This is a genomic window from Rhizobium sp. 57MFTsu3.2 (genome assembly GCF_012932765.1).
Classification (GTDB): domain Bacteria; phylum Pseudomonadota; class Alphaproteobacteria; order Rhizobiales; family Rhizobiaceae; genus Rhizobium; species Rhizobium altiplani.
The window spans coordinates 1-23,942 of record NZ_JDWI01000024.1; the positions used below are offsets into that span (position 1 = coordinate 1).

27 protein-coding genes are annotated in these 23,942 nt (G+C 60.5%); 12 read left to right on the plus strand and 15 right to left on the minus strand.

The features are described 5' to 3' along the window. Positions 1-271 (plus strand): transposase (locus AF71_RS22135; RefSeq protein WP_210258344.1); only part of this gene is annotated, 271 nt, incomplete at its 5' end. Positions 272-323: 52 nt separating this feature from the next. On the opposite strand, the gene AF71_RS22140 is transcribed toward AF71_RS22135, so the two are convergent. The 5 genes from AF71_RS22140 to AF71_RS22160 form a co-directional block, all read right to left on the minus strand. After that, positions 324-1,118 carry an ABC transporter ATP-binding protein gene (locus AF71_RS22140; RefSeq protein ID WP_018855792.1) on the minus strand — a complete coding sequence of 265 codons (795 nt, stop codon included), beginning with the start codon at positions 1,116-1,118 and terminating at the stop codon, positions 324-326. Continuing rightward, positions 1,115-1,996, minus strand: a complete 882-nt coding sequence (locus tag AF71_RS22145) for an ABC transporter permease (protein ID WP_016556625.1) — start codon at positions 1,994-1,996, stop codon at positions 1,115-1,117. The genes AF71_RS22140 and AF71_RS22145 overlap by 4 nt, the downstream gene beginning before the upstream one ends. A 122-nt stretch (positions 1,997-2,118) precedes the next feature. Further along, positions 2,119-3,072, minus strand: coding sequence for an ABC transporter substrate-binding protein (locus AF71_RS22150; RefSeq protein WP_169683132.1), 954 nt, complete (start codon positions 3,070-3,072; stop codon positions 2,119-2,121). Positions 3,073-3,167: 95 nt separating this feature from the next. Continuing rightward, complete coding sequence (rlmN, locus tag AF71_RS22155) at positions 3,168-4,400, minus strand: 23S rRNA (adenine(2503)-C(2))-methyltransferase RlmN (protein ID WP_018855794.1); 1,233 nt, start codon at positions 4,398-4,400, stop codon at positions 3,168-3,170. Positions 4,401-4,627: 227 nt separating this feature from the next. Then, a complete protein-coding gene (locus tag AF71_RS22160; RefSeq protein WP_018855795.1) occupies positions 4,628-5,197 on the minus strand; it encodes an invasion associated locus B family protein in 570 nt (189 codons plus the stop codon). Between the two features lie 333 nt (positions 5,198-5,530). Here AF71_RS22160 and AF71_RS22165 point away from each other — a divergent pair, with 333 nt between their 5' ends. Further along, positions 5,531-6,091, plus strand: a complete 561-nt coding sequence (locus tag AF71_RS22165; RefSeq protein ID WP_113469732.1) for a sigma-70 family RNA polymerase sigma factor — start codon at positions 5,531-5,533, stop codon at positions 6,089-6,091. A gap of 7 nt (positions 6,092-6,098) precedes the next feature. On the opposite strand, the gene AF71_RS22170 is transcribed toward AF71_RS22165, so the two are convergent. Further along, positions 6,099-6,488 (minus strand): YkvA family protein, encoded by a 390-nt coding sequence (locus AF71_RS22170; RefSeq protein ID WP_018855797.1) that lies wholly within the window; start codon positions 6,486-6,488, stop codon positions 6,099-6,101. 51 nt (positions 6,489-6,539) lie between these two features. Next, a complete protein-coding gene (locus AF71_RS22175; protein WP_169683135.1) occupies positions 6,540-6,845 on the minus strand; it encodes a 4a-hydroxytetrahydrobiopterin dehydratase in 306 nt (101 codons plus the stop codon). A gap of 34 nt (positions 6,846-6,879) precedes the next feature. On the opposite strand from AF71_RS22175, the gene AF71_RS22180 reads away from it, so the two are divergent. Further along, positions 6,880-7,380, plus strand: a complete 501-nt coding sequence (locus AF71_RS22180; RefSeq protein WP_113469730.1) for a low molecular weight protein-tyrosine-phosphatase — start codon at positions 6,880-6,882, stop codon at positions 7,378-7,380. Here AF71_RS22180 and thpR read toward each other — a convergent pair. Further along, complete coding sequence (gene thpR / locus AF71_RS22185) at positions 7,287-7,880, minus strand: RNA 2',3'-cyclic phosphodiesterase (RefSeq protein WP_083929825.1); 594 nt, start codon at positions 7,878-7,880, stop codon at positions 7,287-7,289. The two genes, AF71_RS22180 and thpR, sit on opposite strands and share 94 nt — an antisense overlap. A 68-nt stretch (positions 7,881-7,948) precedes the next feature. Next, on the minus strand, positions 7,949-8,593 hold the full coding sequence (locus AF71_RS22190) for an arylesterase (RefSeq protein ID WP_113469729.1): 645 nt from the start codon (positions 8,591-8,593) through the stop codon (positions 7,949-7,951). A 53-nt stretch (positions 8,594-8,646) separates the two neighbouring features. Between AF71_RS22190 and AF71_RS22195 the strand changes: the two genes are divergently transcribed. The 4 genes from AF71_RS22195 (at position 8,647) to AF71_RS22210 (ending at position 13,468) form a co-directional block, all read left to right on the plus strand. After that, the gene (locus AF71_RS22195; RefSeq protein WP_018855802.1) at positions 8,647-9,354 is read left to right on the plus strand and encodes an ABC transporter ATP-binding protein; all 708 of its coding nucleotides are present in this window, start codon (positions 8,647-8,649) and stop codon (positions 9,352-9,354) included. Further along, positions 9,351-11,894 carry an ABC transporter permease gene (locus AF71_RS22200; protein WP_169683136.1) on the plus strand — a complete coding sequence of 848 codons (2,544 nt, stop codon included), beginning with the start codon at positions 9,351-9,353 and terminating at the stop codon, positions 11,892-11,894. The genes AF71_RS22195 and AF71_RS22200 overlap by 4 nt, the downstream gene beginning before the upstream one ends. A gap of 178 nt (positions 11,895-12,072) precedes the next feature. Beyond that, positions 12,073-12,801 carry a Bax inhibitor-1/YccA family protein gene (locus tag AF71_RS22205; RefSeq protein ID WP_018855804.1) on the plus strand — a complete coding sequence of 243 codons (729 nt, stop codon included), beginning with the start codon at positions 12,073-12,075 and terminating at the stop codon, positions 12,799-12,801. A gap of 109 nt (positions 12,802-12,910) precedes the next feature. Then, positions 12,911-13,468: a GNAT family N-acetyltransferase gene (locus AF71_RS22210; RefSeq protein ID WP_026371597.1), complete on the plus strand. Its 558-nt coding sequence runs from the start codon at positions 12,911-12,913 to the stop codon at positions 13,466-13,468. A 7-nt stretch (positions 13,469-13,475) separates the two neighbouring features. Here AF71_RS22210 and AF71_RS22215 read toward each other — a convergent pair whose 3' ends face one another. From AF71_RS22215 to acnA, 3 genes are all read right to left on the minus strand, one after another. After that, on the minus strand, positions 13,476-13,877 hold the full coding sequence (locus tag AF71_RS22215; protein ID WP_018855806.1) for a DUF2794 domain-containing protein: 402 nt from the start codon (positions 13,875-13,877) through the stop codon (positions 13,476-13,478). A gap of 365 nt (positions 13,878-14,242) precedes the next feature. Then, the gene (locus tag AF71_RS22220; RefSeq protein WP_018855807.1) at positions 14,243-14,980 is read right to left on the minus strand and encodes a thioredoxin family protein; all 738 of its coding nucleotides are present in this window, start codon (positions 14,978-14,980) and stop codon (positions 14,243-14,245) included. 235 nt (positions 14,981-15,215) lie between these two features. Further along, the gene (gene acnA, locus AF71_RS22225; protein ID WP_026371598.1) at positions 15,216-17,906 is read right to left on the minus strand and encodes an aconitate hydratase AcnA; all 2,691 of its coding nucleotides are present in this window, start codon (positions 17,904-17,906) and stop codon (positions 15,216-15,218) included. Positions 17,907-18,164: 258 nt separating this feature from the next. On the opposite strand from acnA, the gene ccmA reads away from it, so the two are divergent. From ccmA to AF71_RS22250, 5 genes are read left to right on the plus strand one after another with little or no spacing between them, the layout of a single operon-like run. After that, positions 18,165-18,812 (plus strand): heme ABC exporter ATP-binding protein CcmA, encoded by a 648-nt coding sequence (ccmA, locus tag AF71_RS22230; RefSeq protein WP_018855809.1) that lies wholly within the window; start codon positions 18,165-18,167, stop codon positions 18,810-18,812. After that, complete coding sequence (gene ccmB / locus AF71_RS22235) at positions 18,809-19,468, plus strand: heme exporter protein CcmB (RefSeq protein WP_113469726.1); 660 nt, start codon at positions 18,809-18,811, stop codon at positions 19,466-19,468. Before ccmA ends, ccmB begins: the two co-directional genes overlap by 4 nt. 48 nt (positions 19,469-19,516) lie before the next feature. Continuing rightward, positions 19,517-20,278, plus strand: coding sequence for a heme ABC transporter permease (locus AF71_RS22240; protein WP_169683138.1), 762 nt, complete (start codon positions 19,517-19,519; stop codon positions 20,276-20,278). 2 nt (positions 20,279-20,280) lie between these two features. Then, positions 20,281-20,448, plus strand: a complete 168-nt coding sequence (gene ccmD, locus AF71_RS22245; RefSeq protein WP_062374100.1) for a heme exporter protein CcmD — start codon at positions 20,281-20,283, stop codon at positions 20,446-20,448. Continuing rightward, positions 20,445-21,050: a DsbE family thiol:disulfide interchange protein gene (locus tag AF71_RS22250; protein ID WP_169683140.1), complete on the plus strand. Its 606-nt coding sequence runs from the start codon at positions 20,445-20,447 to the stop codon at positions 21,048-21,050. Before ccmD ends, AF71_RS22250 begins: the two co-directional genes overlap by 4 nt. Here AF71_RS22250 and AF71_RS22255 read toward each other — a convergent pair whose 3' ends face one another. The 3 genes from AF71_RS22255 to ftsY form a co-directional block, all read right to left on the minus strand. Continuing rightward, complete coding sequence (locus tag AF71_RS22255) at positions 21,051-21,638, minus strand: DUF2585 domain-containing protein (protein WP_169683141.1); 588 nt, start codon at positions 21,636-21,638, stop codon at positions 21,051-21,053. Beyond that, entirely contained in the window at positions 21,635-22,279 is a 645-nt protein-coding gene (locus tag AF71_RS22260; protein ID WP_018855815.1) for a septation protein A, read from the minus strand. Before AF71_RS22260 ends, AF71_RS22255 begins: the two co-directional genes overlap by 4 nt. A 64-nt stretch (positions 22,280-22,343) precedes the next feature. Then, the gene (ftsY, locus tag AF71_RS22265) at positions 22,344-23,936 is read right to left on the minus strand and encodes a signal recognition particle-docking protein FtsY (RefSeq protein WP_018855816.1); all 1,593 of its coding nucleotides are present in this window, start codon (positions 23,934-23,936) and stop codon (positions 22,344-22,346) included. Positions 23,937-23,942: the final 6 nt, after the last annotated feature.

The following is a 23,942-nucleotide window of genomic DNA, read 5'->3' on the forward strand; positions in this document are numbered from 1 at the left end:
CATCCTCGACAATCTCGGCTCTCACAAAGCCAAGGTCATCCGCGATGCTATCAGGGCTGTCGGCGCCAGACTTTGGTTCCTGCCGAAATATTCCCCCGACCTTAATCCGATCGAGCAGGCCTTCGCCAAGATCAAGCACTGGATGCGCCAGGCGCAAAAGCGAACCATCGAGGAAACCTGGCGCCATCTGGGCTTACTCGCCGACACCATCAAGCCAGAGGAATGCGCCAACTACTTCTCAAATGCTGGCTACGCTTCCGTCAAAACATGAAAGGCTCTAAGCGATCGCCGGGAAGCTCTGGCTTCCCGGAAGCTGTCTATCCTCAGCCGATCAGCAGCGCGTCATCGTCCAGGGTCTGGCCGCGCATCTTGCGGAACATCGCGATCAGGTCTTCGACCTGCAGCGTCTTGCGGCTGTCGCCGCTGACATCGAGAACGACCTCGCCGCCATGCAGCATGATCGTGCGGTGGCCATAATCGAGCGCCTGGCGCATGGAGTGCGTGACCATCAGTGTCGTCAGCTTGCGCTCCGAGACGATCGTCTGCGTGAGGCCCATGACGAACTCTGCCATCCCTGGATCGAGCGCTGCCGTATGCTCGTCGAGCAGCAGCACTTCGGAGCCGGCAAGCGTCGCCATCACAAGCGACACCGCCTGACGCTGACCACCCGATAGCAGGTCCATGCGGTCCCGCATCCGATTCTCGAGACCGAGATTGAGCTCGGCAATCCGATCGCGGAAATGTTCGCGCCGCTTCGGACCGAGCGCTGATACGAGCCCGCGCCTTTCACCACGACGCGCCGCAAGCGCAAGATTTTCCTCGATCGACAGCGAGCCGCAGCTTCCCGTCAACGGATCCTGGAAGACACGGGCAACGAGGCCCGCGCGAGCGGCCGTCGATTTGCGCGTGACATCGGTATGGCCAATCAGGACTTGGCCTTCGCTGGCGAGAACATCACCGGCAAGAACGCCGAGCAGCGTCGATTTGCCGGCGCCGTTCGAACCGATAACGGTGACGAACGAACCTTCCTCGATGGTCAGGCTGACGCCGTTCAGTGCCTGTTTCTGCAGCGGCGTGCCCTTGCCGAAGACGACCTTGATGTCCTTGAGCGTGATCACGATGCGGCACCTCCGCGGCGAAGACGGGGAAGAATGAGCGCTATTGTCACCAGAACGGCCGTCACGAAATTAAGGTCCGAGGCTTGCAGCCCGATAACATCGGTGGAGAGCGCCAATTGGATGGCGATACGGTAGAGGATCGAACCGAGCACGCAGCCGACCAGCGCGATCAGCAGGCCACGACGGCCAAGCAGCGTTTCGCCGATGATGACGGCCGCAAGCCCGACGACGATCGTTCCGACGCCCGAGGTGACGTCCGCAAAGCCGTTGGTTTGCGCGAAGAGCGCGCCGCCGAAGGCAACCAGCGCATTCGAGATCGCCATGCCGAGATAGATCTGGCGGCTGGTGTCGACGCCCTGCGCGCGGGCCATTCGGGCATTCGCACCGGTCGCGCGCATCGCCAGACCCGAGTCGCTTTCAAGGAAGCGCCAAACGACGATCACGGCAACCACGACAAGGACGCCGACGAACAGCGGTCGAACATAGAAATCCCGCAGGCCGTGACCGAAGAACGGACTGATCATCGTATCCGCATTGATCAGCGCGACGTTCGGCTTGCCCATGACGCGCAGGTTGACCGAGAAGAGCGCGATCATCGTCAGGATCGAGGCCAGCAGGTTGAGGATCTTGAAGCGCACGTTGAGCATCGCGGTAACGAGACCTGCCGCAGCACCCGCGACCATGGCGATAAGCGCAGCAAGCCAGGCATTGACGCCAGCGATGATCAACACCGCCGTTACGGCAGCCCCGAGAGGGAAGGAGCCGTCAACCGTCAGATCCGGAAAATCCAGCACACGAAATGCGAGGTAAACGCCGAGCGCCACGAAGGCATAAACCAGCCCCAGCTCCACGGCTCCCCAGAATGCGATCTGACTCAAGGCTCATGCCCTTTCTTCTGACTCGGTCCGCCTGTTACCGGACCCAAGCTTTTAATACCATCAGCCGCCCCCGCGTTAAACGGGAGCGGCTGGATGGCTGGTTTCTCCAAAATATGCGGCGATCAGTCGATCGTCTTCGTCGCGCGCTTCAAGACGCTTTCCGGCAGCGTGACGCCCATCTTGGCGGCTGCACCCTTGTTGACGACCAGATCGCTGCCGGCAGCAACCTTCACCGGGATATCGCCCGGGTTTTCGCCCTTGAGGATGCGAACGACGATTTCGCCGGTCTGCTTGCCAACATCGTAGTAGTTGAAACCGAGGGCGGCGACCGAACCGCGCGAGACGGAATCCGTGTCGGCGGTGAAGAGCGGCAGCTTGCTCTCTTCGGCAACGGCAACCGCGCCTTCAAGTGCGGAGATGATCGTGTTGTCGGTCGGGACATAGATGGCATCGGCACGGCCGACGAGGGCACGGGCGGCACCCTGCACTTCCGCGGACTTGGTGGCCGCAGACTCGACGACCTTCATGCCTGCCTTCTCGGCTTCCGTCTTCAGAACGGCGAGCAGAGACACGGAGTTTGCCTCACCGGAGTTGTAGAGATAGCCGATCGTCTTGGCGTTCGGCAGAATTTCCTTGATGAGCGCGACATGTTCGGCAACCGGCGACATGTCGGACAGGCCGGTGACGTTGCCGCCGGGCTTGTCCATGTTCTTGACGAGCTGGGCACCGAGCGGATCGGAAACGGCCGTGAAGACAACCGGAATGTCGCGTGTTGCGGAAACGACCGCCTGAGCGGATGGCGTGGAGATCGGCACGATAACGTTCGGGCCCTCGCCTGCGAACTGGCGGGCAATCTGCGCAGCCGTTGCCGGGTTGCCTTGCGCAGACTCGAACATGAACTTCAGGTTCTCGCCTTCCTTGTAGCCTGCGGCCGTCAGCACATCGAGGACACCCTTGCGTGCGGCGTCAAGCGCCGGATGCTCGACGATCGCGGTGACCGCGACGGTCACGTCTTCGGCCTTGGCAGGCAGGGTCAGGGCCAACGTGGCCGCAACAGCAAGCAGAATTGAACGCATTGGGGTATCCTCCAGACATGATTTTGGCCTGCTTCTAGGAAAAGCAGGCCATGAAATCAATCATTAGAAAACACTGAACGGATCAAACTTGCTGATCAGTCGTCGGCGCCATGGTTGGCGATCATCATCGCCTCGAAGGCCAGCCGCTCGGTCTTGCGCATGCGCTCCGATTCCGACTTCAGCTGACCGCAGGCTGCGAGAATGTCGCGGCCGCGCGGCGTGCGGATCGGCGAGGCATAGCCGGCCGAATTGATGAAATCGGCGAACTTCTCGATCTGCGCCCAGTCGGAACACTGGTAGTTGGTGCCCGGCCACGGGTTGAACGGAATGAGGTTGATCTTCGCCGGCACACCCTTCAGCAGCTGAACGAGGCCCTTGGCATCCTCCAGGCTGTCGTTGACGTCCTTCAGCATCACATATTCGAAGGTGATGCGGCGGGCATTCGACAGGCCGGGATATTTGCGGCAGGCGTCGATCAGTTCCTTCAGCGGATACTTCTTGTTGATCGGCACCAGAATGTCGCGCAGGTCGTCGCGCACCGCGTGCAACGAGATCGCCAGCATCACGCCGATCTCGTCGCCGGTGCGGAAGATCTCCGGCACCACGCCTGACGTCGACAGCGTCACGCGGCGCTTGGAGAGCGACAGTCCGTCGCCGTCGGTGGCGATCAGCAGCGCCTGCTTCACCGCATCGAAATTGTAGAGCGGCTCGCCCATGCCCATCATCACGATGTTGCTGACCTTGCGGCCCTCGGCAGGCATGATCGTTCCTTGCGGCGCTTCGCGGTCCGGGAAATCGCCGAGCCGATCGCGGGCAAGCAAAAGCTGGGAGAGTATTTCTTCAGCGGTGAGGTTGCGGACCAGCCGCTGCGTTCCGGTATGACAGAAGGAACAGGTCAACGTGCAGCCCACCTGGCTGGAGATGCAAAGCGTACCGCGACCCTCTTCCGGGATGTAGACGGCCTCGATCTCGACCGGTCGCCCCGCCCCGCGCGGCGGGAAACGCAGCAGCCACTTGCGGGTGCCGTCGTTCGACACCTGCTCCTCGACGATCTCGGGACGCGCGATGGTGAAATGCTGCTTCAGCATCTCGCGCATGTCCTTGGCGACATTCGTCATGTGATCGAAATCGGAGACGCCGCGCACGTAGATCCAGTTCCAGAGCTGGGCAACGCGCATCTTGATCTGTTTGTCCGGCACGCCCTTTTCGCGCAGCGCAGCCCCCATCTCTTCGCGGCTCAGGCCGATCAGCGAGGGCTTCTGGCCGGCGTCGAGCTGCGGCAACACGCCGGCAGGCTTGGTAACAGTCATCGCATCCATGACGGACATAGTCTCTTATCCCGAATTCAACATGCAATCGCCCCGGTAAGCCGGATGACTTGCGGGCACGACAGGCATGATGGCAGAAATTGAATGCGGACCGGGCGGCAAAGCCGCAATCTATCCGCTGTTGCGCGGGCCTTTAGCATCATTTTCGCCGCGCGTCACTATAGATGGAAACGACGAAGGCCGGCACAAGGCCGGCCTCCTGAAATTTCGTCACCGTAACCGAAGGCTTACTTGCAGCCCTCAACCTGCTTCAGTGCAGCGGAAATCCCGGACAGCGAGTAGCTGTAGGAGGTCGGTGTGCCCTTGCGGGATGTCGCGTTGACCGTCATCGAGTGGCCACCCTTCATCGCCGCGACGAGCGCCGGCTCCTGGGCTGCGTTCTCGACCCAGCCGGCCTTGTCCTTGGTGAACATCACGAAGGTCTTGTTGTCGATCACGACATCGATCTTCGAGTTCTCCTTGACGGTGTAGCCCATCATTGCCTGCGGCTCGTAGGAAATGTTCTGGCCGGGGCGCTGCGAGACGATGAAGAAGTTGTCGCCGTGATCGATGCCGGCCGGCTTCTTTTCCGTCGGCACGGACAGAACGTAGCAGACAGTGCTCGCGCCGGACTTGTAGGAATAGGCGCCCCAAGCCTGGAACTGCTGGATCCGGGTCGGCGCTGTCGAAGCCTGAGTAGCCTGGGGCTGCGCTGCCTGTGGCTGCGCCGCGGGCTGCGACTTCTTGGTCTGAGCGGATGCAATGCCGGCGCCGGCGAGAACGAGGGAAATGGCGATTGCGGTACTTCTAAGAAACATGGATATCCTGCCGGTTCTTGCGATTCGAGCCCGAAGCGAACGGGCGGCGCATAATCACGATCTGCTTTATTTTGACTTAATTCAGGTTACCAAAGCGTCAACGGGGACTGCGAGAAGTCCCTGCCTGTTCCATTCTCACCCAAGTGTCAACATCGGACGCGGCGCCTCGCCCGTAATGAAGTGATGCCGCGTGCGCACACGGCTCAACGTCACGGATGAATCTAAGACATAAAGATTCAGGCAAGAGTTTGACCTTTTCAGAAACCGTTGTACGTCAATAAGTATTAGAAATCCGCTGGAGAACTCGCTGAGCCAGGGGGCTTTAGGCCGGACATGGATGCCGAAGAGAAACAGCGCTTCGCCGCCCTCGCAAGGGCCGTTGCGGAACGCCGCGACCAGGAGGCATACACCGTGCTGTTCGATTACTTCGCACCGCGCCTTAAATCGTGGTTACTTCGCCAAAGAATGTCGAGCGGCGAGGCAGAGGAGCTTGTTCAGGAAGTGATGATCGTGCTCTGGCACAAAGCCGAGCTTTACGATGCAGCGCGATCCTCTCTGTCGACCTGGCTTTTTCGCATCGCCCGCAACCGTCGGATCGATCTCCAGCGCCGGGCCAAAGCACGCACACTGGATCAGGCAGACCCGGCATTGCAGCCGGTCGCCGAAAGCGGCGCAGACGAGATCCTCGTAAACGACGATCGCGATGCCCATATTCGCGCCGCTGTCAGCCAACTCCCCGAAGAACAGCGAGAAATGCTCCGCGCCGCCTTCTTTCTCGGCCAGTCCCATTCGCAAATCGCCGAGGCGACCGGCTTGCCGCTCGGGACGGTAAAATCCCGCATCCGGCTTGCCTTCGGAAAGCTCAGAAAGGTTCTGGAGGCCGAGGGCGCCTGAGGTAACGCTAGATCGTCTTCATGCCTTCAGGCTTATCGGCGAGCGCACGGTCCGCTGCTTCATAGTGCTTCGGTTTCAGATGCCTGCTGACCATGGCGAAGGCCGCGGAAAGGACCGCTACGTCATCCGAAAACCCGATCACGGCAAAAACATCAGGGATCATGTCAACCGGCATGACGAAATAGGCGAGTGCCGCCAGCAGAACGCCGCGCACCCTTGTCGGCGTCTGGGGATCCATCGCGCAGTAGAATGCAGCGACGACATCGCGCGCGAACGGGATCTGCCGTACGGCCTTCTTGAAGGTCGGCCAGAATTTCTTGCGCACTGTCTCTTCGCGCCGGCTTTGCGTATCATCGTCGCCCGGCAGCAGGATCTCACCGAATTTGACGTCGTCCATTCCGATTGGTCCTCTCTTTCACGCGCACATATGGTGACGGCGGCACCGGATTCAATCAAGTCGGCGCACCGCCGCCTTCTCCATCGCTGCCGCCAGCTTGAAATCGAGTTCCGTCAAGCCGCCAGCATCATGGGTGTTAAGCTTTACATCGACGCGCGAATAGACGTTGAACCATTCGGGATGGTGATTGAGCCGTTCCGCAGCAAGTGCCGCTTCGGTCATAAAGCCAAACGCCTCAACGAAATTGCGAAACTTGAAGCTTCGCGATATCGCCGTGCCGGCGGCGTCGAGCGACCAGCCGTCGAGCTTGGCGAGCTCGGCAGCGATGGCTTGCCGTTCCAGTTTTTCCCGTTTCATGCGATTGTCCCTTCTCTTCCGTCATGGACCACAGATGAAACGCATTAGCATCCTGTTTGTTTGCATGGGCAATATCTGCCGCTCGCCTCTTGCCGAGGGGATCCTCTCGCACCTCGTCGATGTGGCCGGCTTTGCCGATCGTTTTGAGATCGACTCGGCCGGCACCGGCGGTTGGCATGAGGGCGAGCATCCGGATCGGCGCTCGATCGCCACCGCGAGAGGCCACGGGATCGACATTTCCCGGCAACGCGCCCGTCAGATCAGGATGAAGGATTTCAGCGGCTTCGACCTGATCCTCGCGATGGATCGCGCAAATGTCGCCGAACTGCATCGCATGAGCCCGGGAGCCGCAAATATCCGCCTGTTCGGCGACTTCGCTTTGGCGAGCGGCGAGGATATACCCGACCCCTATTTCGGCGACAGCGACGGCTTCGAACGCGTCTACGCCAGGCTCTTTGCCGGCTGCAGGAAGCTGCTCGAGACGCTGGGCACCGACAATGCCTCATGGAGAGGGAAGATCTCTTCCGTCAAATAAGGCCCACCGCCGACCGATTCCCTCGACGACAAGAGAACGAAGCGCGGAACGGTGAAGGCCGACGTCTGGAAGTTTCCACGCCCGGCGAGATAGTGCACGACATCGTCGACCCGCGACGACTTCAACCGCGCCAGCGTGACATGCGGCGTGAACTTGCGGGGATCCGGCGGCAATCCGATGCGCTGGCAGATCCGCTCGATTTCCGCCTGGAGGGCGTACATCTCGGGTGAAGGCGAGACGCCGGCCCACACCGAATGCGGTTTTTTGGACCCGAATGCGCCGATACCATCGAGACGTATCTGGAATTCGGGCCGGTCGATGCGGTCGAGCCGATCGACAATTTCGTCTGCCGTGCGTCCATCGACATCGCCGATGAAGCGCAAAGTGATGTGGTAGTTTTCCACATCGATCCATCTTGCACCAGGGAGACCACCGCGCAGCAATGAGAGGCTCATCGCGGCATTGCGCGGAATTTCGAGGGCGGTAAACAGTCTCGGCATAACGAGCACTCCCCGAATCTTTTGCAGGTGCTCACACGGAATCACGCATTGAACACCTGCGCAAGTCCCTAATTCTTCACAGTAGAAATCGTTCCTAAGAATTGCGTGATAGCCGGCTCCATCTTTTCGACCATCACATCGATTCCTTTGCTGTTCGGGTGCATCCCATCCTCAAGCTTCAGACCGGCATCGAGGGCGACACCGTCGAGAAAGAAGGGATAGAGCGCAACGCCATGTTTTTGCGCGAGTTTCGCGTAGATCGGGTTGAAGCGCCCCGCATAGTCGCCGCCCATGTTCGGCGGTGCCAGCATACCGACGAGAAGGACCGCAACACCACGTTCCTTTAGCCGAGCAATCATCTGATCGAGGTTCTTTTCACTTTCCTCCGGAGGGATGCCGCGCAGGGCATCATTGCCGCCCAGTTCGAGAATCACGCCATCGGTGCCGTCGGGGACCGACCAATCGATTCGCGCAAGACCACCGGCCGTCGTGTCGCCGGACACGCCCGCGTTCGCGATCGATACCTCGACACCCTTGGCTGTCAGGGCTGCTTGCAACTTTTCTGGAAAGCCATCACCGGGAGGGAGTTGGTAGCCCGCCATCAGGCTGTCGCCAAAACCGACCAGGCTGATTGTCTTTGCATTGGCTACGACCGCAAAGGCCATCGACGCAACAATGACGGCGATGTGAAGGCCGGCAACTTTAAAACTCATTCCGCTTTCCCTAGATTGGCAAGACAATCGGCATCTATATAGGGCGAATACTGTTGGCAAAAACCATCATCGAGTTGAAGCGCGCCGATTTGACGCTTGGCAGCGCCGCCGCCTCCGTCCATGTTTTGAAGGGCATCGACCTCACGATCGGCACCGGAGAGTCGGTCGGCATCGTCGGACCATCGGGTTCCGGAAAATCGACGTTGCTGATGGTGCTCGCAGGGCTGGAAAGGCTCGATAGTGGCGAAATCAATGTCAGCGGCACACCGCTGCATGCCCTGAGTGAAGACGAGATGGCCGACTTCCGCGGCCGCAATATCGGTATCGTTTTCCAATCCTTCCACCTGATCGCCAACATGACGGCCCTGGAAAACGTCGCTGTGCCGCTGGAGCTCGCTAACCTTCCCAATCCGTTCGAAATCGCCCGCCGCGAACTGAAATCCGTCGGGCTTGGCGATCGGTTGAACCACTATCCCGGCCAACTTTCCGGCGGCGAACAGCAACGGGTGGCGATTGCACGCGCGCTCGCACCGTCACCGGCGCTGCTGATCGCCGACGAACCGACCGGCAACCTCGACACCGACACCGGCCGGCAGATTGCGGATCTCCTGTTTTCCAAACAGGCCGAGCGCGGCATGACGCTGCTGCTCGTCACCCACGACACCGCGCTCGCCAAACGCTGCTCCAGGCAGATTCGGGTTCGTTCGGGCCAGATTGAGAGCGATAGTGCGCCTGTCCAGCCTGAGGCGGCGATTGCATGACATTGCTGACCCCGCGCGTCTCCCTCGCCTTTCGTCTCGCGCTCCGCGAGCTGCGCGGCGGCCTTCGCGGCTTCTACATCTTTCTGGCCTGCATCGCTCTCGGCACCGGCGCCATTGCAGCCGTCAACTCGGTTTCGCAGTCCATCACCAACACGATCGCCACGCAAGGTCAGGAGATTCTGGCCGGCGACGCACGCTTCGAGCTCAACAATCGCGAGGCGACGGAAGCCGAAATGGACTTCTTGCGCGGCTTCGGCAAAGTATCGGTGTCGACGGGCCTGCGCTCGATGGCACGCAAGCCCGACGGCTCGGATCAGGCGCTGGTCGAGGTCAAGGCAGTCGATGGCGCCTATCCGCTCTACGGCACCTTCGCGGCCGAACCGAATTATCCGCTGCACGGGCTTCTGTCGGGGCAGAGCGGTACCTATGGCGCGGTAGCCGCTCCGCTTCTGCTGGATCGGCTTGGCCTCTCCATCGGAGATGAGATCCTCCTCGGCAATGTCATTCTGAACATCACCGGTACGGTCAAGACGGAGCCGGACGCGGTTTCGGAAGGTTTTGGTTTCGCGCCCCGACTCCTTGTGAGCAGGGAAGCACTGAAGGCGTCCGGCCTCATCCAGACCGGTAGCCTGGTCGAGCATGCCTACAAGATTCGCATGGACAACCCGGCCGAAAGATCCACGCTGCGCGATCGCGCCGCGAAGGAATTTCCGTCGGCCGGCTGGTCTATCCGCACCAGCGACCGGGCGGCCCCTGCACTGACGGAGAACATTGAGCGTTTCTCGCAGTTCCTGACGCTGGTCGGATTAACGGCCCTGATCGTCGGTGGTGTCGGCGTCGCGAATGCCGTGCGTGCCTTCCTCGATTCCAAGCGCACGACCATTGCGACATTCAAATGCCTTGGGGCGCCCGCCGCGACCGTCGTGTTGATCTATCTTTTCCAGATCGCCATCATTGCCTTGGGCGGGATGGTGATCGGCCTCGTCATCGGGGCGCTGGCGCCAATCGTAGCGTCGCAATTTCTGGCGCAGTTCCTGCCCGTCTCCACGGCTCTGACGTTCTACCCCGGGGCTCTGGCCCTCGCAGTCCTTTTCGGTATTTTGACAACGCTGGCCTTTGCCATCATGCCGCTTGGGCATTCACGAAAGGTTCCGGCAACGGCCCTGTTCCGCGAGCAGGGCTTCGAGGCGCGGGGCTTGCCTTCCTGGCCCTACATCCTTCTCGCTGCGACCTTTCTTGTTGCCCTTGCCGGCCTTGCCGTCGTAACCGCGTATGATCGTTTCATCGCGATCGTCTTTGTCGGCGCGATCGCCTTCGCTTTCGTGATCCTGCGGCTTGTCGCAGCCGGCATTGCTTGGCTGGCGCGCCGCAGCCCGCGGGTGAATTCGCCAGCCTTGCGGCTCGCAATCGGCAACATCCACCGGCCTGGCGCACTGACGCCCTCCGTCGTCCTGTCTCTCGGTCTTGGCCTCGCACTGCTCGTGACGCTCACCCTCATCGACGGCAACATGCGCCAGCAACTGACCGGGCGCATGTCCGCCGGCGCGCCGAATTTTTTCTTCGTGGACATTCAGGGGTCGGAACTCGAGACATTTCGCAGCGTCGTCAAAGCCGGTTCGCCGGACGGCAAACTGGTCGAAGTGCCGATGCTGCGCGGCCGGATCCTCGCCTTCAACGGCGAGGATGTCACCAAGCGCAAGGTTCCGCCGGGTGGCCAGTGGGTGCTGCGTGGCGACCGCGGCATCACCTATTCGGAAACGCTGCCGGAAAATGCATCGCTGACCGAGGGATCATGGTGGCCGAAGGACTATAGCGGCGAACCGCTCGTCTCCTTCTCTGCCGAGGAGGCAAATGAACTCGGCCTGAAGATCGGTGACACTATCACCGTCAACGTGCTCGGCCGCAACATCACCGCGAGGATTGCGAGCCTGCGCAAGGTCGAGTGGGAGTCGCTTTCCATCAACTTCGTGATGATCTTCTCGCCGAATACATTTCGCGGCGCCCCGCACGCCTGGCTGGCGACGCTCACCGACCCGACGGCGACCTCTGGCCAGGAGGCCGCGATCTTGAAGTCCGTTACAAACACGTATCCGACCATCACAAGCGTGCGGGTCAAGGACGCGATCGACATCGTCAACACGCTGGTGGCGCAGTTGGCGACGGCGATCCGCGCCGCCGCCTCCGTTGCGCTGATCGCCTCGGTCCTGGTTCTGGCCGGCGCGCTGGCCGCCGGTAACCGCGCCCGTACCCATGACGCGGTCGTCCTCAAGACACTCGGCGCGACGAGGCGAATGCTGATCCGTGCCTTCTGCTACGAATATTTGATCCTTGGGGCGGCGACCGCAGTCTTCGCCCTTTTTGCCGGCAGCGTTGCGGCCTGGTTCATCACCGCCCGGATCATGCGCATCCCCTCGCACTTCCTGCCCGATGTTGCCGGCCTGACACTTGTGACGGCTCTGGTCCTGACCGTTGGTATCGGACTCATCGGCACCTGGCGCATCCTCGGCCAGAAAGCGGCACCCGTTTTGCGCGAACTCTGATTGATCAAACGGAGAAATTTCCTTCACCTTACGGCGATTTAACCCGATCGCGGGTTGCAAGGGCCTTGTTTGCGAAAGCCGAAAGGCTCATATTGTGTGCAGGCATGCTGGGCTCCGCAGCGGCGCCCGGGTCGTTGACCCGCCACCGTGTCCACACCGGAGCTTATAAGAGGAAACTATGGCTGACCTTCGTAATTACCAAGGCCGCGTACAGACTGGCGAGATGATCGACCAGGGCCTGCGCAGCTATATGCTCAAGGTCTACAACCTGATGGCGCTGGGTTTGGCGATCACGGGTGTAGCCGCCTATCTGGGCTTCAATTTCGCCGTCCAGGACGGCCAGCTGACGCAGTTTGGCGTATTGCTTTTCCAGTCGCCGCTCCGTTGGGTGATCATCCTTGCACCGCTGGCTGCCGTGTTCTTCCTGAGCTTCAGGATTAACCGGATGAGCGTTGCCGCCGCGCAGACGACCTTCTGGGTCTACGCCGCGCTGGTGGGCCTGTCGCTTTCGTCGATCTTCCTGGTCTACACGCAGTCGAGCATCACGCAGACGTTCTTCGTGACGGCCGCCTCCTTTGGTGCGCTGTCGCTTTACGGCTACACGACCAAGCGTGATCTCTCCGCGATGGGCTCGTTCCTGATCATGGGTCTCTTCGGCCTGATCATCGCGTCGATCGTGAACATCTTCCTGGCATCGTCTGCCCTGCAGTTCGCGGTCTCCGCGATCGGCGTGCTGATCTTCGCAGGCCTTACCGCCTACGACACGCAGCGCATCAAGGAAATGTACTACGCAGCAGACGGCGCGGATGTTGCCGGCCGCAAGGCAATCATGGGCGCACTGACCCTGTATCTGGACTTCATCAACCTCTTCATGTTCCTCCTGCAGTTCATGGGCGACCGCAAATAAGGAACAGGAACGTTATCGAAAAAGGCGGCTTCGGCCGCCTTTTTTGTTGCTCGATCATGCCGAGGATGATTTCTGGAAGAGTCCAACGTCATATCTGCCGGCCGACCGAATGCCCATCTTCCTCCGCGACGCTTCCTCATCCGACCTCCCTGCCATCACGGCCATCTATCGCGAATCCGTACTGAACGGTGTCGCAAGCTACGAGATCGTCCCACCGGACGAGAGCGAGATGGCGGCACGATTTTCCGCAATCACGGGCCAGAGCTACCCCTACATCGCCGCGATCGATGAGAATGGCGGGCTGCTTGGTTACGCCTACGCCTCGGCCTTCCGCACGCGGCCGGCCTATCGCTGGATGGTCGAGGATTCGATCTACCTGGGGCCGGAAGCGCGCGGCAAGGGAATTGGAAGGCTGCTGCTCGCCGAACTGATCCAACGCTGCACCGATCTCGGCTTTCGCCAGATGGTGGCCGTGATCGGCGGCGCGCATCCGGCATCCATTGCCCTGCATCAGACACTGGGCTTTGCAGAAACCGGCCGACTCAAGGCAACAGGCTACAAGCACGGTCGCTGGCTCGACACGATGATCATGCAGCGTGCCCTGGGTGATGGGGCGGCGACCGACCCCGATGCCTCGACCTATCCAGGCACGCTGTTCAAGGCCTGAGCTCGAGCTACTTCTCGACCAGCTTCAACGCCTTGTTGAAGACCTTCAGAACCTGGGGGAGTTCGTGCCCACGCTTCAGGATAACGCCGTGCGTATTGATAACGGAATAAGCACCCTGCTTGGCAGTGAGCTTCGGATTCTTCTCGATGCGAAAGAGTGGCATTTCACCTGATCGCTTGAAAACGGAGAAGACGGCACGATCCTTCAGATGATCGATCGCATAGTCCCGCCACTCGCCCTCGCCGACCATGCGGCCATAAATCCATAAAATCGCGTCGAGCTCGCGTCGGTGGAATGTAACCGGCGCTGGATCCTTGCTCTGCTTGTATTCCTTGAGATCTACGACGACTGAGGAACTGTTGTCGGCTGACCGGCTCTCGCCGCGCCGCAAATCCGGCTGATCTGTCATCAGTCTCCCTGTGCCTCCGCTTGTGACGGGTACATGACAGTTTGCCTTAGCGTTTACAAATTGCAAGCGGGCGATCAGTCACATTAATCATAGTCTGTGCAATCTCCCGAGCGCCGCAATTCAGTCAAAACAGCGCCTCATTTGGAGGAGAAATTCCCTCACGACTGCGCCGCGGGGCCGTTCGGACCCGCGTCGCACCTGATTTGCGCATGATCTTTTTGCCGGATTTGGTCTGCTGAAAAGGTTTTGTGCGAGTTTGGCGCCAGCGCGCCAAAGGGCCCGGCTGACCGTATCGACCTTAACCCCAGCCCCGAATACGATCAGCCGGGCCGCCCCGTTTTCCATCCGCAAGGCAGATGAAACGGTCAGATATTCTTCCCAGCCATGACGACCGTCGCTCCGAGAATCGCCGATGGATTGCCGTCGGCGGTGGAGGATTGAAGTAGAATCGCGCAGCCCTCAAGATCCGGCTTCTGCATCACGCTGGCCGGCAGCGTCAAGCTCGTTTCCTTGCCCTCCCACATGCCGACGGTTTCGACATCGGCAACGCTGTTCAGATAAGCAATCTTCTGACCGCTGTTTTCGCCCTTCTCGACCTCGATGGTCTTCTCGCGGTTGAAATAGACCATGACGACATTGGCTTTGCCCTGGCCCGCGCCAATCTTGATCTCGAGTTGGTCGTCGCGCATCTGTGCGGTGACCGGCACCGACAATCCCTTGCCTTCGGCTGCATAGCTATCGATTTTCTTATTGATCGCGCCCAGGTCGGCCCCTGCCACATGATCACGACCATTGACGATCACCTGCGGCGTATAGACATTGGCGCGGCCCATGGTCTGCGCGTAGCCATACTGGCGCTCGGTGTTTTCTTTCGAACTCAGCGTGTCGGCCCAGCCCATGTAGTTCCAGTAGTCGACGTGATAAGCGAGGGCAATAACGCCGCCAGCCTCGACAATCTTGCGGAAAGCCGCATCGGCTGGAGGACAAGAAGAACATCCCTGCGAGGTGAAGAGTTCGACCACGCCTTTTGGCGCGTCCTGGGCAAACAGTGGGCCGGCAAGCGCCACACCTGCAACCAGAGAAATCAGAAACCGCGGGGACATTCACTGCACCTTTTCTTCAGCAACCACCGCCACCCTTCGCCATAGGTTCCGATGTCTGAACGTAGAGATAATGGTTCCCGATCTAAACGGAAAGTCACGAAGGGGTGAGACCAAGCTTCGGAGAAGCCAAGCTGAAACACATCAGCGTGACCGGGCATCTAAATACCTCGTACTCAAACAAAAAACCGCCGGAAATCTCTTTCCGGCGGCCATTGTCATGCAAGTCTGTTAACAATCAGGCAGCGAGATCGCGCAGAACCGTCTGCAGGATGCCACCGTTGTTGAGGTAGACCACTTCGTCGAGCGTATCGACGCGCGACAGCAGCGGAACTTCCTTCACGGTGCCGTCCCCGTAGGTAATCTTGGCGATCTTCTTTTCGCGCGGCTTGATGTTCTCAAGGCCCTCGATGCTGACGATTTCGTCGCCCTTCAGGCCGAGGCTTGCCCAGGTCGTGCCCTCTTCGAAGACGAATGGGATGACGCCCATTCCGACCAGGTTCGATCGGTGAATACGCTCGAAGGACTGTGCAATGACCGCCTTCACGCCGAGCAGGTTGGTGCCCTTCGCTGCCCAGTCGCGGGACGAGCCGTTGCCGTACTCGACGCCAGCAAAGATGACGAGCGGAACGCCCTCGGCCTTATACTGCATAGCCGCGTCATAGATCGATTCCTCTTCCTTCGACGGATAGTGGATGGTGTAGCCACCTTCCTTGCCGTTCGGGCCGAGCATGTGGTTGCGGATACGGATATTGGCGAACGTGCCACGCATCATGACTTCATGGTTGCCGCGACGCGTGCCGTACTGGTTGAAGTCGGCAACACCGACGTGGTTCTCAAGCAGGTAAGCACCAGCCGGAGACGCAGCCTTGATCGAACCGGCAGGCGAAATGTGGTCGGTGGTGATCTTGTCGCCGAAAAGGCCGAGAACGCGCGCACCCTTGATATCGGAGATGCCGGTGCCGGTCTTGCCCATGCCCACAAAGTAGGGCGGGTTCTGCACGTAGGTCGACTTGTCATCCCAGGCGTAGGTCTGTCCGGCCGGAACGTTGACGGCTTGCCAGTTTTCATCACCCTTGAAGACGTCGGCGTACTTCGTTTCGTAAAGTTCGCGGGTGACGTACTTCTGGATGAAGTCCTGCACTTCGTGCGAGGTCGGCCAAATGTCCTTGAGATAAACAGGGTTGCCGTTCTGGTCTTCACCGATCGGCTCCTTGGTCAGATCCTTCTGGACCGTGCCGGCCAGAGCGTAGGCAACGACGAGCGGCGGCGAAGCCAGGTAGTTCGCCTGAACATCCGGAGAAATACGGCCTTCGAAGTTGCGGTTGCCCGAGAGCACGCCTGAAACGATCAGGCCCTTGTCGTTGATCGTCTTCGAGATCGGCGCCGGCAGCGGACCGGAGTTGCCGATGCAGGTCGTGCAACCGAAGCCGACGAGGTTGAAGCCGAGCTTGTCGAGGTCGGCCTGCAGGCCGGACTTCGCCAGATACTCACCAACGACCTGCGATCCCGGTGCCAGCGAGGTCTTGACCCACGGCTTGGACTTCAGGCCCTTGGCAACGGCGTTGCGGGCAAGAAGACCGGCAGCGATCAGAACCGACGGGTTGGAGGTGTTGGTGCAGGAAGTGATGGCGGCAATCGCCACGTCGCCATGGCCGAGATCGAAGTCGGTGCCTTCGACCGCGTAGCGATTGGAGAGCTGACCGGGCTTCTTGTAATCGGTGTCCATCGAGCCGGCGAAACCGGAAGCGATGTTTTCGAGCGGGATACGGCCTTCAGGACGCTTCGGGCCGGCCATGGCAGGCACAACGTCGCCGAGGTCGAGTTCCAGCGTATCTGTGAAGACGAGGTCCGAACCATCGCCTTCGCGCCACATGCCCTGTGCCTTTGAGTAGGCTTCGACGAGAGCGATACGGTCCTTACTGCGGCCGGACATGTTGAGGTAGTTGATGGTTTCGCCGTCAACCGGGAAGAAGCCGCAGGTCGCGCCGTATTCCGGACCCATGTTGCCGATGGTCGCGCGGTCGGCGAGCGGCATGTTGTCCATGCCAGGGCCGAAGAATTCAACAAACTTCGAGACAACGCCCTTCTTGCGCAGCATCTGCACGACCATCAGCACGAGATCGGTCGCGGTGACGCCTTCCTTGAGCTTGCCGGTGAGTTTGAAGCCGATGACTTCAGGCAGGAGCATCGAGACCGGCTGACCGAGCATGGCCGCTTCCGCTTCGATGCCGCCGACGCCCCAGCCAAGAACGCCGAGACCGTTGATCATCGTGGTGTGCGAGTCCGTACCGACGCAGGTGTCCGGATAAGCAATCGTCTCGCCGTCCTCTTCCTTCGTCCAGACGGTCTGGCCGAGATATTCGAGGTTGACCTGGTGACAGATGCCGGTGCCCGGAGGAACGACGCGGAAGTTCTTGAATGCCTGCTGGCCCCACTTCAGGAAGCGGTAGCGCTCGCCGTTGCGCTGGTATTCCAGCTCGACGTTCTTGGCGAACGCCTGCGGCGTACCGAATTCGTCGACGATAACCGAGTGGTCGATGACGAGATCGACGGGAACCAGCGGGTTGATCTTTTCCGGATCGCCGCCGAGCGACACCATCGCGTCGCGCATTGCAGCGAGGTCGACGACGGCGGGAACGCCGGTGAAGTCCTGCATCAGCACGCGCGCCGGGCGATAAGCGATTTCGTTTTCGACAGCGCCCTTGTTGTTCAGCCATTCGGCAACAGCAAGGATGTGGTCCTTCGTCACGGACTGACCGTCTTCGAAGCGCAGCAGGTTCTCAAGCAGAACCTTCATCGAGTAAGGGAGCTTCGAAACACCCGGCAGGCCATTCGCCTCAGCCTTGGGCAGGCTGTAATAGACGTAGTCCTTACCATTCACGGAAAGCGTGGAACGACAATTGAAGCTGTCAAGAGATTTAGACACGAGAGACCCCGTTTCTGATAGCGAACACAATCGTGCGGACGCCTATGCACGTAATGCACATCAGGATGCGGGTACGGCCATTTCCGCTGTCCGCACGTGGAGCGAAGCCCATGTTCGGCGCAAGGATGATATTCACGCCGACCGCTGGCGTGGTTGCGGGTCTTATAGATAATTTCTATGAAAGGTGCCAGAGAGTGCGTGACCCATTTCGGATTTTTTTGCGTTGCGATGACTGAAAAATTAAACCACGGAAAAGTCATGTCTCTCGAGGCCGCCAATCTGGCTGCGCGCCGGGGCGAAGACCTGATTTTCGAAGGCCTCTCCTTTCGCCTGGAATCGGGCGAAGCACTGGTTTTGACAGGCAAAAATGGATCAGGAAAGTCGACTTTGCTGCGCGTCGTCGCCGGTCTGCTGCATCAGGAAAAGGGCTCGGTCAGCTTCACCGATTCGCTCGGCAACACTCACCGGCGCGTCGGGGAAGTCAGCCACTATCTCGGTCACCGCAATGCAATGAAGAGCGAGTTGACGGTCGCCGAAAACCTCGATTTCTGGCGGTGCTTTCTTGGCGATAGCCATGGCGCTTCCACCGTCTCGATCGACGAGGCAGCCGAGGCGGTCGGTCTCGAGGGCATCACGCACCTTCCGTTCGGCTACCTCTCTGCCGGGCAGCAGCGCCGCTTCGCGTTCGCCAAGCTGCTTATCGCCCACCGGCCGGTCTGGATCCTTGATGAGCCGACTGCTGCGCTGGATAAAAGCGGCGACCGTCTGTTTGCCGAGCTTGTTGAAGCGCATCGCTGCAACGGCGGCATCGTGCTCGCGGCAACCCACCAGCCGCTAGGACTGGAAGGCGCGCAGGAATTGCGGATGGCGGGATTTGCCCACGCCGGACCGGGAGTGTGGGAATGACTGCCCTGCTTCTGCGAGACCTCAAGCTTTCGATACGCGCCGGCGGCGGCGCGCTGATCGGCGTTCTCTTTTTCTTGACCATTGTCGCGGTCATCCCCTTCGGTGTCGGGCCCGATCTCGCACTGTTGTCCCGCATCGGCCCGGCAATCGTCTGGATCGGTGCGCTGCTTGCGGCGCTGCTCGGTCTTGACCGCCTGTTTCAAGCCGAGCGCGATGATGGCTCACTCGATCTGATGCTGATGCAGGAAACGCCGCTGGTGCTGACGGTGCTCGTCAAATGCCTTGCGCACTGGGTCGCCACCAGCCTGCCGCTGGTTATCGCCTCGCCGTTGCTTGGCCTCTTCATGAATATGAGCGAGACCGCCATCGGCGCGACCATGCTGACGCTGCTCGTCGGTTCTCCCGCGATTACCTTCATCGGTGCCGTCGGCGCGGCCGTTGCTGTCGCCTTGCCGCGTGGCGGTCTGCTGGTGTCGATTCTGGTGCTGCCGATGACGATCCCCGTGCTGATCTTCGGCGTCAGTGCCACTTACGCGGCGGTCGAGGGGCCATCGCCCTTTCTGCCGCCCTTCCTCATCCTGATGGCGCTGACCCTCTTCTTCGCGGTGATCGGACCGGTGGCTGCCGCGCTTGCGCTGCGTCACACGTCGGATTGATCGGGCACTCGATTGCGGCGTCAGGCATATCGCGGTAAGGAAAACAGCATGAGCGAAACGAGCCTTGCCATCACGAAATTCAGCGATCTCGCCAACCCGACGCGGTTTCTGGCGCTGGCCGCGCGCATCCTCCCGTGGATGGCCGGTTTCACGGCCCTCTGTTTTATCGTGGGGCTGTATCTCAGCTTCACGACAGAAGGCGACTACCAGCAGGGCGAAACGGTTCGCATCATGTATGTCCATGTTCCGGCCGCCTGGCTGGCGATGATGGGCTACACGATCATGAGCCTCTCGGCGATCGGCACGCTGGTCTGGCGCCATCCGCTGGCGGATGTGTCGGCGAAGGCCGCAGCCCCGCTCGGCGCCGCCTTCACGCTGATTGCCCTGGTGACTGGGTCCCTCTGGGGCAAGCCGATGTGGGGCACCTGGTGGGTCTGGGACGCCCGGCTCACCTCCGTCTTCGTTCTGTTCCTGATGTATCTCGGGCTCATCGCCCTCAATCGCGCGATCGACGACCCTTCAAAGGCCGCCCGCGTCAGCGCCGTCCTCATTCTCGTTGGCTTCGTCAACATCCCGATCATCAAGTTTTCGGTCGAATGGTGGAATACGCTGCATCAATCCGCGAGTGTGCTGCGCCTCGATGGTCCGGCCATCGATCCCGAGTTCCTGCGGCCGCTGCTGGCGATGGCCGTTGCATTCACCGCGCTCTTCCTCACGCTGCATATCATGGCGATCCGCAACGAGATCTGGCGTCGCCGCGTCGCCGCTCAGCGCCGACTGGCCGCCCGCCTGGCAAGCCGCGAGGGATAGTCATGACACACGCTTTCTATGTCTATGGCGCCTACGGCTTTGCCGCCCTTGTCGCGGCCGCGGTTACCCTTTGGACCTGGGCCGATGGCCGCGCTCGCCGGAAGGAACTGGCAGCCCTTGAAGCCTCCGGCATCCGCCGCCGCTCGGCGCGAACAACGGATGGCAAATGAGCACCACCCCTGAAACGAACTCCGCCAAGCGCGGATTTGGACGCTATGCCGTCGCCTTGATCCCCTTGGTTGTCTTCGCCGGCATCGCAGCCACCGCAGCAAAGATGCTCTATGATCAGGACGTCCACGGCAAGAATATCTCGGAAATCCCCTCCGCACTGATCGGCACGAAGGCGCCGGCGCTGAACCTTGCGCCGCTCGAAGGCGCCAACCTGCCGGCGCTGACCGACAGTGCCATCAAGGGAAAACTGACGCTCGTCAACGTCTTTGCCTCCTGGTGCATTCCCTGTCGCGACGAGCATCCGATCCTGATGCAACTGGCAAAGGACAGCCGGCTCAATGTGGTTGCCATCAACTACAAGGACAAGAACGACAACGCGCTTCGCTTCCTCGGCGAACTCGGCAATCCCTTCGCCGCCATCGGCGTCGATCCCAAAGGGCAGGCGGCCATCGATTGGGGTGTCTATGGCATCCCCGAAAGCTATCTCGTCGCCCCTGATGGCACGATCCTCTACAAGCGGGTCGGCCCGTTCGACGATGTCAGTCTCAGGGAAGGCCTCTTCCACGCCGTGGAGACGGCGCTCGGCAAGCCGGCCTCCTGATCAGAGCGCACTCTGCCAGGTCTTGATCGCCTCGACCGGCCAGATCAGCATCAGCACGTTGAGCGTCAGGTTGTCGCGGATCAGGTAGCCGGTCAGAAGCTCGAAGAAGATCGCGATTGCGATCGTCAGTGCGACCGGCGCCCGCGAGGCGAAGAAGAACCCGATCACCATGAAGACCGTGTCCATTGCCGAGTTCACGATGCTGTCGCCGTAATAGTCGAGCGAGATCGTCGCCGTTCGATAGCGGTCGATGATGACAGGCGAATTTTCCAGCAGTTCCCAGCCGGATTCGATGACGAGCGCCAGAAGCAGCCGCATCGCAATCGGCTTGCCGCGCAAAAGAAGGTGCGTAACGCCGTAGAATATGAAGCCGTGAATGATGTGAGACGGCGTGTACCAGTCGGAAATATGCTGAGAGTTACCGCTGGAATTGACGGTGCCTTCCCAAAGCTTGATGTATCCGCAGGTGCAGATGGGGGTGCGGCCCATCATATATTCGGCGATGATCTGGATCAGCAGGACCGCACCGCATGCCGCGAACCAGAAGGTCTGGTGCTTGGCTCTCTCTGCCGTATCCAGTGTCGTCACTTCTCGGTCTCTCCCGCCGAGGTCACAGTGTGCTTCATGATGAGCGGCATCTGCGCCATGGTGAAGATGATGGTGATCGGCATCGTGCCCCAGACCTTGAAGGCGATCCAGAAGTCATCGGAGAAGTTGCGCCAGACGACCTCGTTCAGCACCGCCAGGAAGAGGAAGAAGATCCCCCAGCGGATCGTCAGCTTGCGCCATCCCTCGGCATCGAGCTGAAAGGCCGCATTGAAGACGTAGCCGAGCAGCGACTTGCCGAAAGCCAGGCCGCCCAGCAGCGCAACGCCGAAGAGCGCGTTGACGATGGTCGGCTTCATCTTGATGAAGGTCTCGTTCTGCAAGTAGATCGACAGCGATCCGAAGATGACGACCACGATGCCCGACACGAAAGGCATGATCGGCAGATGCCCGAGAATGATCTTCGAGACCACCAGCGAGGTCACCGTCGCCGCCATGAAGAGGGCCGTCGCCACGAACAGTGGTCCGCCAAGCTCCGACAGAGCCGGAAACCTTTCGACCAGCCAGGCGCCGCGCAGGTTGGCGAAGAAGAAGATCAGCAGCGGGCCAAGCTCCAGCGCCAGCTTCAGCATCGGGTGATGCCGGTCGGCCGCGCTTGGGGTGATATCGCTCTCTGTCGTCATTCTATCTCAAATCCGTTTGTGCCACACGAGACGCTTGCCCGTGTTTGTCGGCATATCTGTGGCATTATTGGCCGAGCCCGGCAATGGCATGCGCGAAATCCTCGGCCTCGAAAGGCTCGAGATCATCGACGCCTTCGCCGACGCCGATGAAATAGACCGGCAGCTTGTGCTTGGCAGAGATCGCCACGAGAATGCCGCCACGCGCCGTGCCGTCGAGCTTCGTCATGATCAGTCCGTTCACGCCGGCAACGTTCCTGAAGATTTCCACCTGCGACAGGGCGTTCTGCCCCGTCGTCGCATCGAGCGTCTGCAGCACCGTATGCGGCGCATCCGGATCGAGCTTGCCGAGAACCCGAACGATCTTCTCGAGCTCTGCCATCAGCTCCGCCTTGTTCTGCAGGCGGCCGGCGGTATCGATGATCAACACATCGCACTTCTTCGCCTTGGCCTGCTCGAAGGCATCGTAGGCGAGACCCGCCGCATCGGCACCGAGCTTGGTGCCGATGAATTCAGACTTGGTGCGGTCGGCCCAGATCTTCAGCTGCTCGATGGCAGCGGCGCGGAAGGTATCGCCGGCGGCAACCATCACCTTGAGGCCAGCGCCCGAGAGCTTGGCCGCCAGCTTGCCGATCGTCGTGGTCTTGCCTGTTCCGTTGACGCCGACGACGAGGATGACGTGCGGCTTGTGGGTGAGATCGAGCTGCAATGGTTTGGCGACCGGCTTCAGCACCTTGGCGATCTCGCTTGCCATGATGCGGCTCACGTCCTCGCCGGTGACGTCCTTGCCGTAGCGCTCGGAGGCCAGCGTATCGGTGACGCGCATGGCCGTCTCGACGCCAAGATCGGCCTGGATCAGCAGATCCTCGAGATCCTGCAGCGTGTCGTCATCGAGCTTGCGTTTGGTAAAAAGGGCCGCGATCTGGCCGGTAAGTTGCGACGAGGTGCGGGCAAGGCCGGCGCGCAGGCGCTGGAACCAGGAAAGTCTTGAGGCCGGCACCAGAGGCGCGGACTCGGAAGCCGCGGGACCGGTGGCAAATCCCTTTGGAAGAACGGGAGTCACGGAGATATCTCCGGAAACGCTATCATCCTCCGCCGGCGTAGATACCTCATGCTCGGCGGGAGAGGCCCGATCGGCGATAGGCTGCTGTTCCACATCGGCTTCAGCTGTAAGCTCTGCAGCCGACGTCTCTTCGGTTTCGCCGAGAGATGCTAGTTCCGCGACACTATCATCCTCTGCCTCATCGCCGATTTCCGGCTGCAGGGAAGGCGCAACAGGAACCGTCTCTCCCAGCGTGCTTCCAGCAGGAGTATCGAGCTCCGCTTCGTCTTCAAGCAACGAGAGCGGCACAAGACCCACATCGCCTACCTGCATCTCAGGCGGCAAGACCTCGGAAACGTCGTCCTCAACGGGTGTGAACGCTTCGGCCTGCTCGGCAAGCTCCTCGATCGAGGCGTCCTCAGCTACGTCATCGGCAGGCCCGCCGGCCGTATCCACCTCTTCCGCCAGAACCAGGTCTGCGGCAACCGGAAGGTTCTCCTCGCGCGAATGCGGCTCCAGCTCGGTTTCGAGCGCTTTCGTCTCGACCGCCCCCGGCGCCTGCTCTTCCTCCGGCTTGGGGCCGAAGGTGAAGACCTTTTTGATGAAATTGAACGCCATGAGGAT

Excerpts from the sequence above, each read along its gene's own strand:
- AF71_RS22260 (WP_018855815.1), bottom strand. The coding sequence starts at position 22,279 with ATGACGACAGAGAGCGATATCACCCCAAGCGCGGCCGACCGGCATCAC.
- thpR (WP_083929825.1), bottom strand. The coding sequence starts at position 7,880 with ATGCCGAGACTGTTTACCGCCCTCGAAATTCCGCGCAATGCCGCGATG.
- AF71_RS22165 (WP_113469732.1), top strand. The coding sequence starts at position 5,531 with ATGGATGCCGAAGAGAAACAGCGCTTCGCCGCCCTCGCAAGGGCCGTT.
- AF71_RS22200 (WP_169683136.1), top strand. The coding sequence starts at position 9,351 with ATGACATTGCTGACCCCGCGCGTCTCCCTCGCCTTTCGTCTCGCGCTC.
- AF71_RS22180 (WP_113469730.1), top strand. The coding sequence starts at position 6,880 with ATGAAACGCATTAGCATCCTGTTTGTTTGCATGGGCAATATCTGCCGC.
- AF71_RS22190 (WP_113469729.1), bottom strand. The coding sequence starts at position 8,593 with ATGAGTTTTAAAGTTGCCGGCCTTCACATCGCCGTCATTGTTGCGTCG.
- rlmN (WP_018855794.1), bottom strand. The coding sequence starts at position 4,400 with ATGTCCGTCATGGATGCGATGACTGTTACCAAGCCTGCCGGCGTGTTG.
- AF71_RS22215 (WP_018855806.1), bottom strand. The coding sequence starts at position 13,877 with ATGACAGATCAGCCGGATTTGCGGCGCGGCGAGAGCCGGTCAGCCGAC.
- ftsY (WP_018855816.1), bottom strand. The coding sequence starts at position 23,936 with ATGGCGTTCAATTTCATCAAAAAGGTCTTCACCTTCGGCCCCAAGCCG.
- ccmB (WP_113469726.1), top strand. The coding sequence starts at position 18,809 with ATGACTGCCCTGCTTCTGCGAGACCTCAAGCTTTCGATACGCGCCGGC.
- AF71_RS22250 (WP_169683140.1), top strand. The coding sequence starts at position 20,445 with ATGAGCACCACCCCTGAAACGAACTCCGCCAAGCGCGGATTTGGACGC.
- ccmA (WP_018855809.1), top strand. The coding sequence starts at position 18,165 with ATGTCTCTCGAGGCCGCCAATCTGGCTGCGCGCCGGGGCGAAGACCTG.
- AF71_RS22170 (WP_018855797.1), bottom strand. The coding sequence starts at position 6,488 with ATGGACGACGTCAAATTCGGTGAGATCCTGCTGCCGGGCGACGATGAT.
- AF71_RS22240 (WP_169683138.1), top strand. The coding sequence starts at position 19,517 with ATGAGCGAAACGAGCCTTGCCATCACGAAATTCAGCGATCTCGCCAAC.
- AF71_RS22205 (WP_018855804.1), top strand. The coding sequence starts at position 12,073 with ATGGCTGACCTTCGTAATTACCAAGGCCGCGTACAGACTGGCGAGATG.
- AF71_RS22160 (WP_018855795.1), bottom strand. The coding sequence starts at position 5,197 with ATGTTTCTTAGAAGTACCGCAATCGCCATTTCCCTCGTTCTCGCCGGC.
- AF71_RS22220 (WP_018855807.1), bottom strand. The coding sequence starts at position 14,980 with ATGTCCCCGCGGTTTCTGATTTCTCTGGTTGCAGGTGTGGCGCTTGCC.
- AF71_RS22210 (WP_026371597.1), top strand. The coding sequence starts at position 12,911 with ATGCCCATCTTCCTCCGCGACGCTTCCTCATCCGACCTCCCTGCCATC.
- ccmD (WP_062374100.1), top strand. The coding sequence starts at position 20,281 with ATGACACACGCTTTCTATGTCTATGGCGCCTACGGCTTTGCCGCCCTT.
- AF71_RS22175 (WP_169683135.1), bottom strand. The coding sequence starts at position 6,845 with ATGAAACGGGAAAAACTGGAACGGCAAGCCATCGCTGCCGAGCTCGCC.
- AF71_RS22150 (WP_169683132.1), bottom strand. The coding sequence starts at position 3,072 with ATGCGTTCAATTCTGCTTGCTGTTGCGGCCACGTTGGCCCTGACCCTG.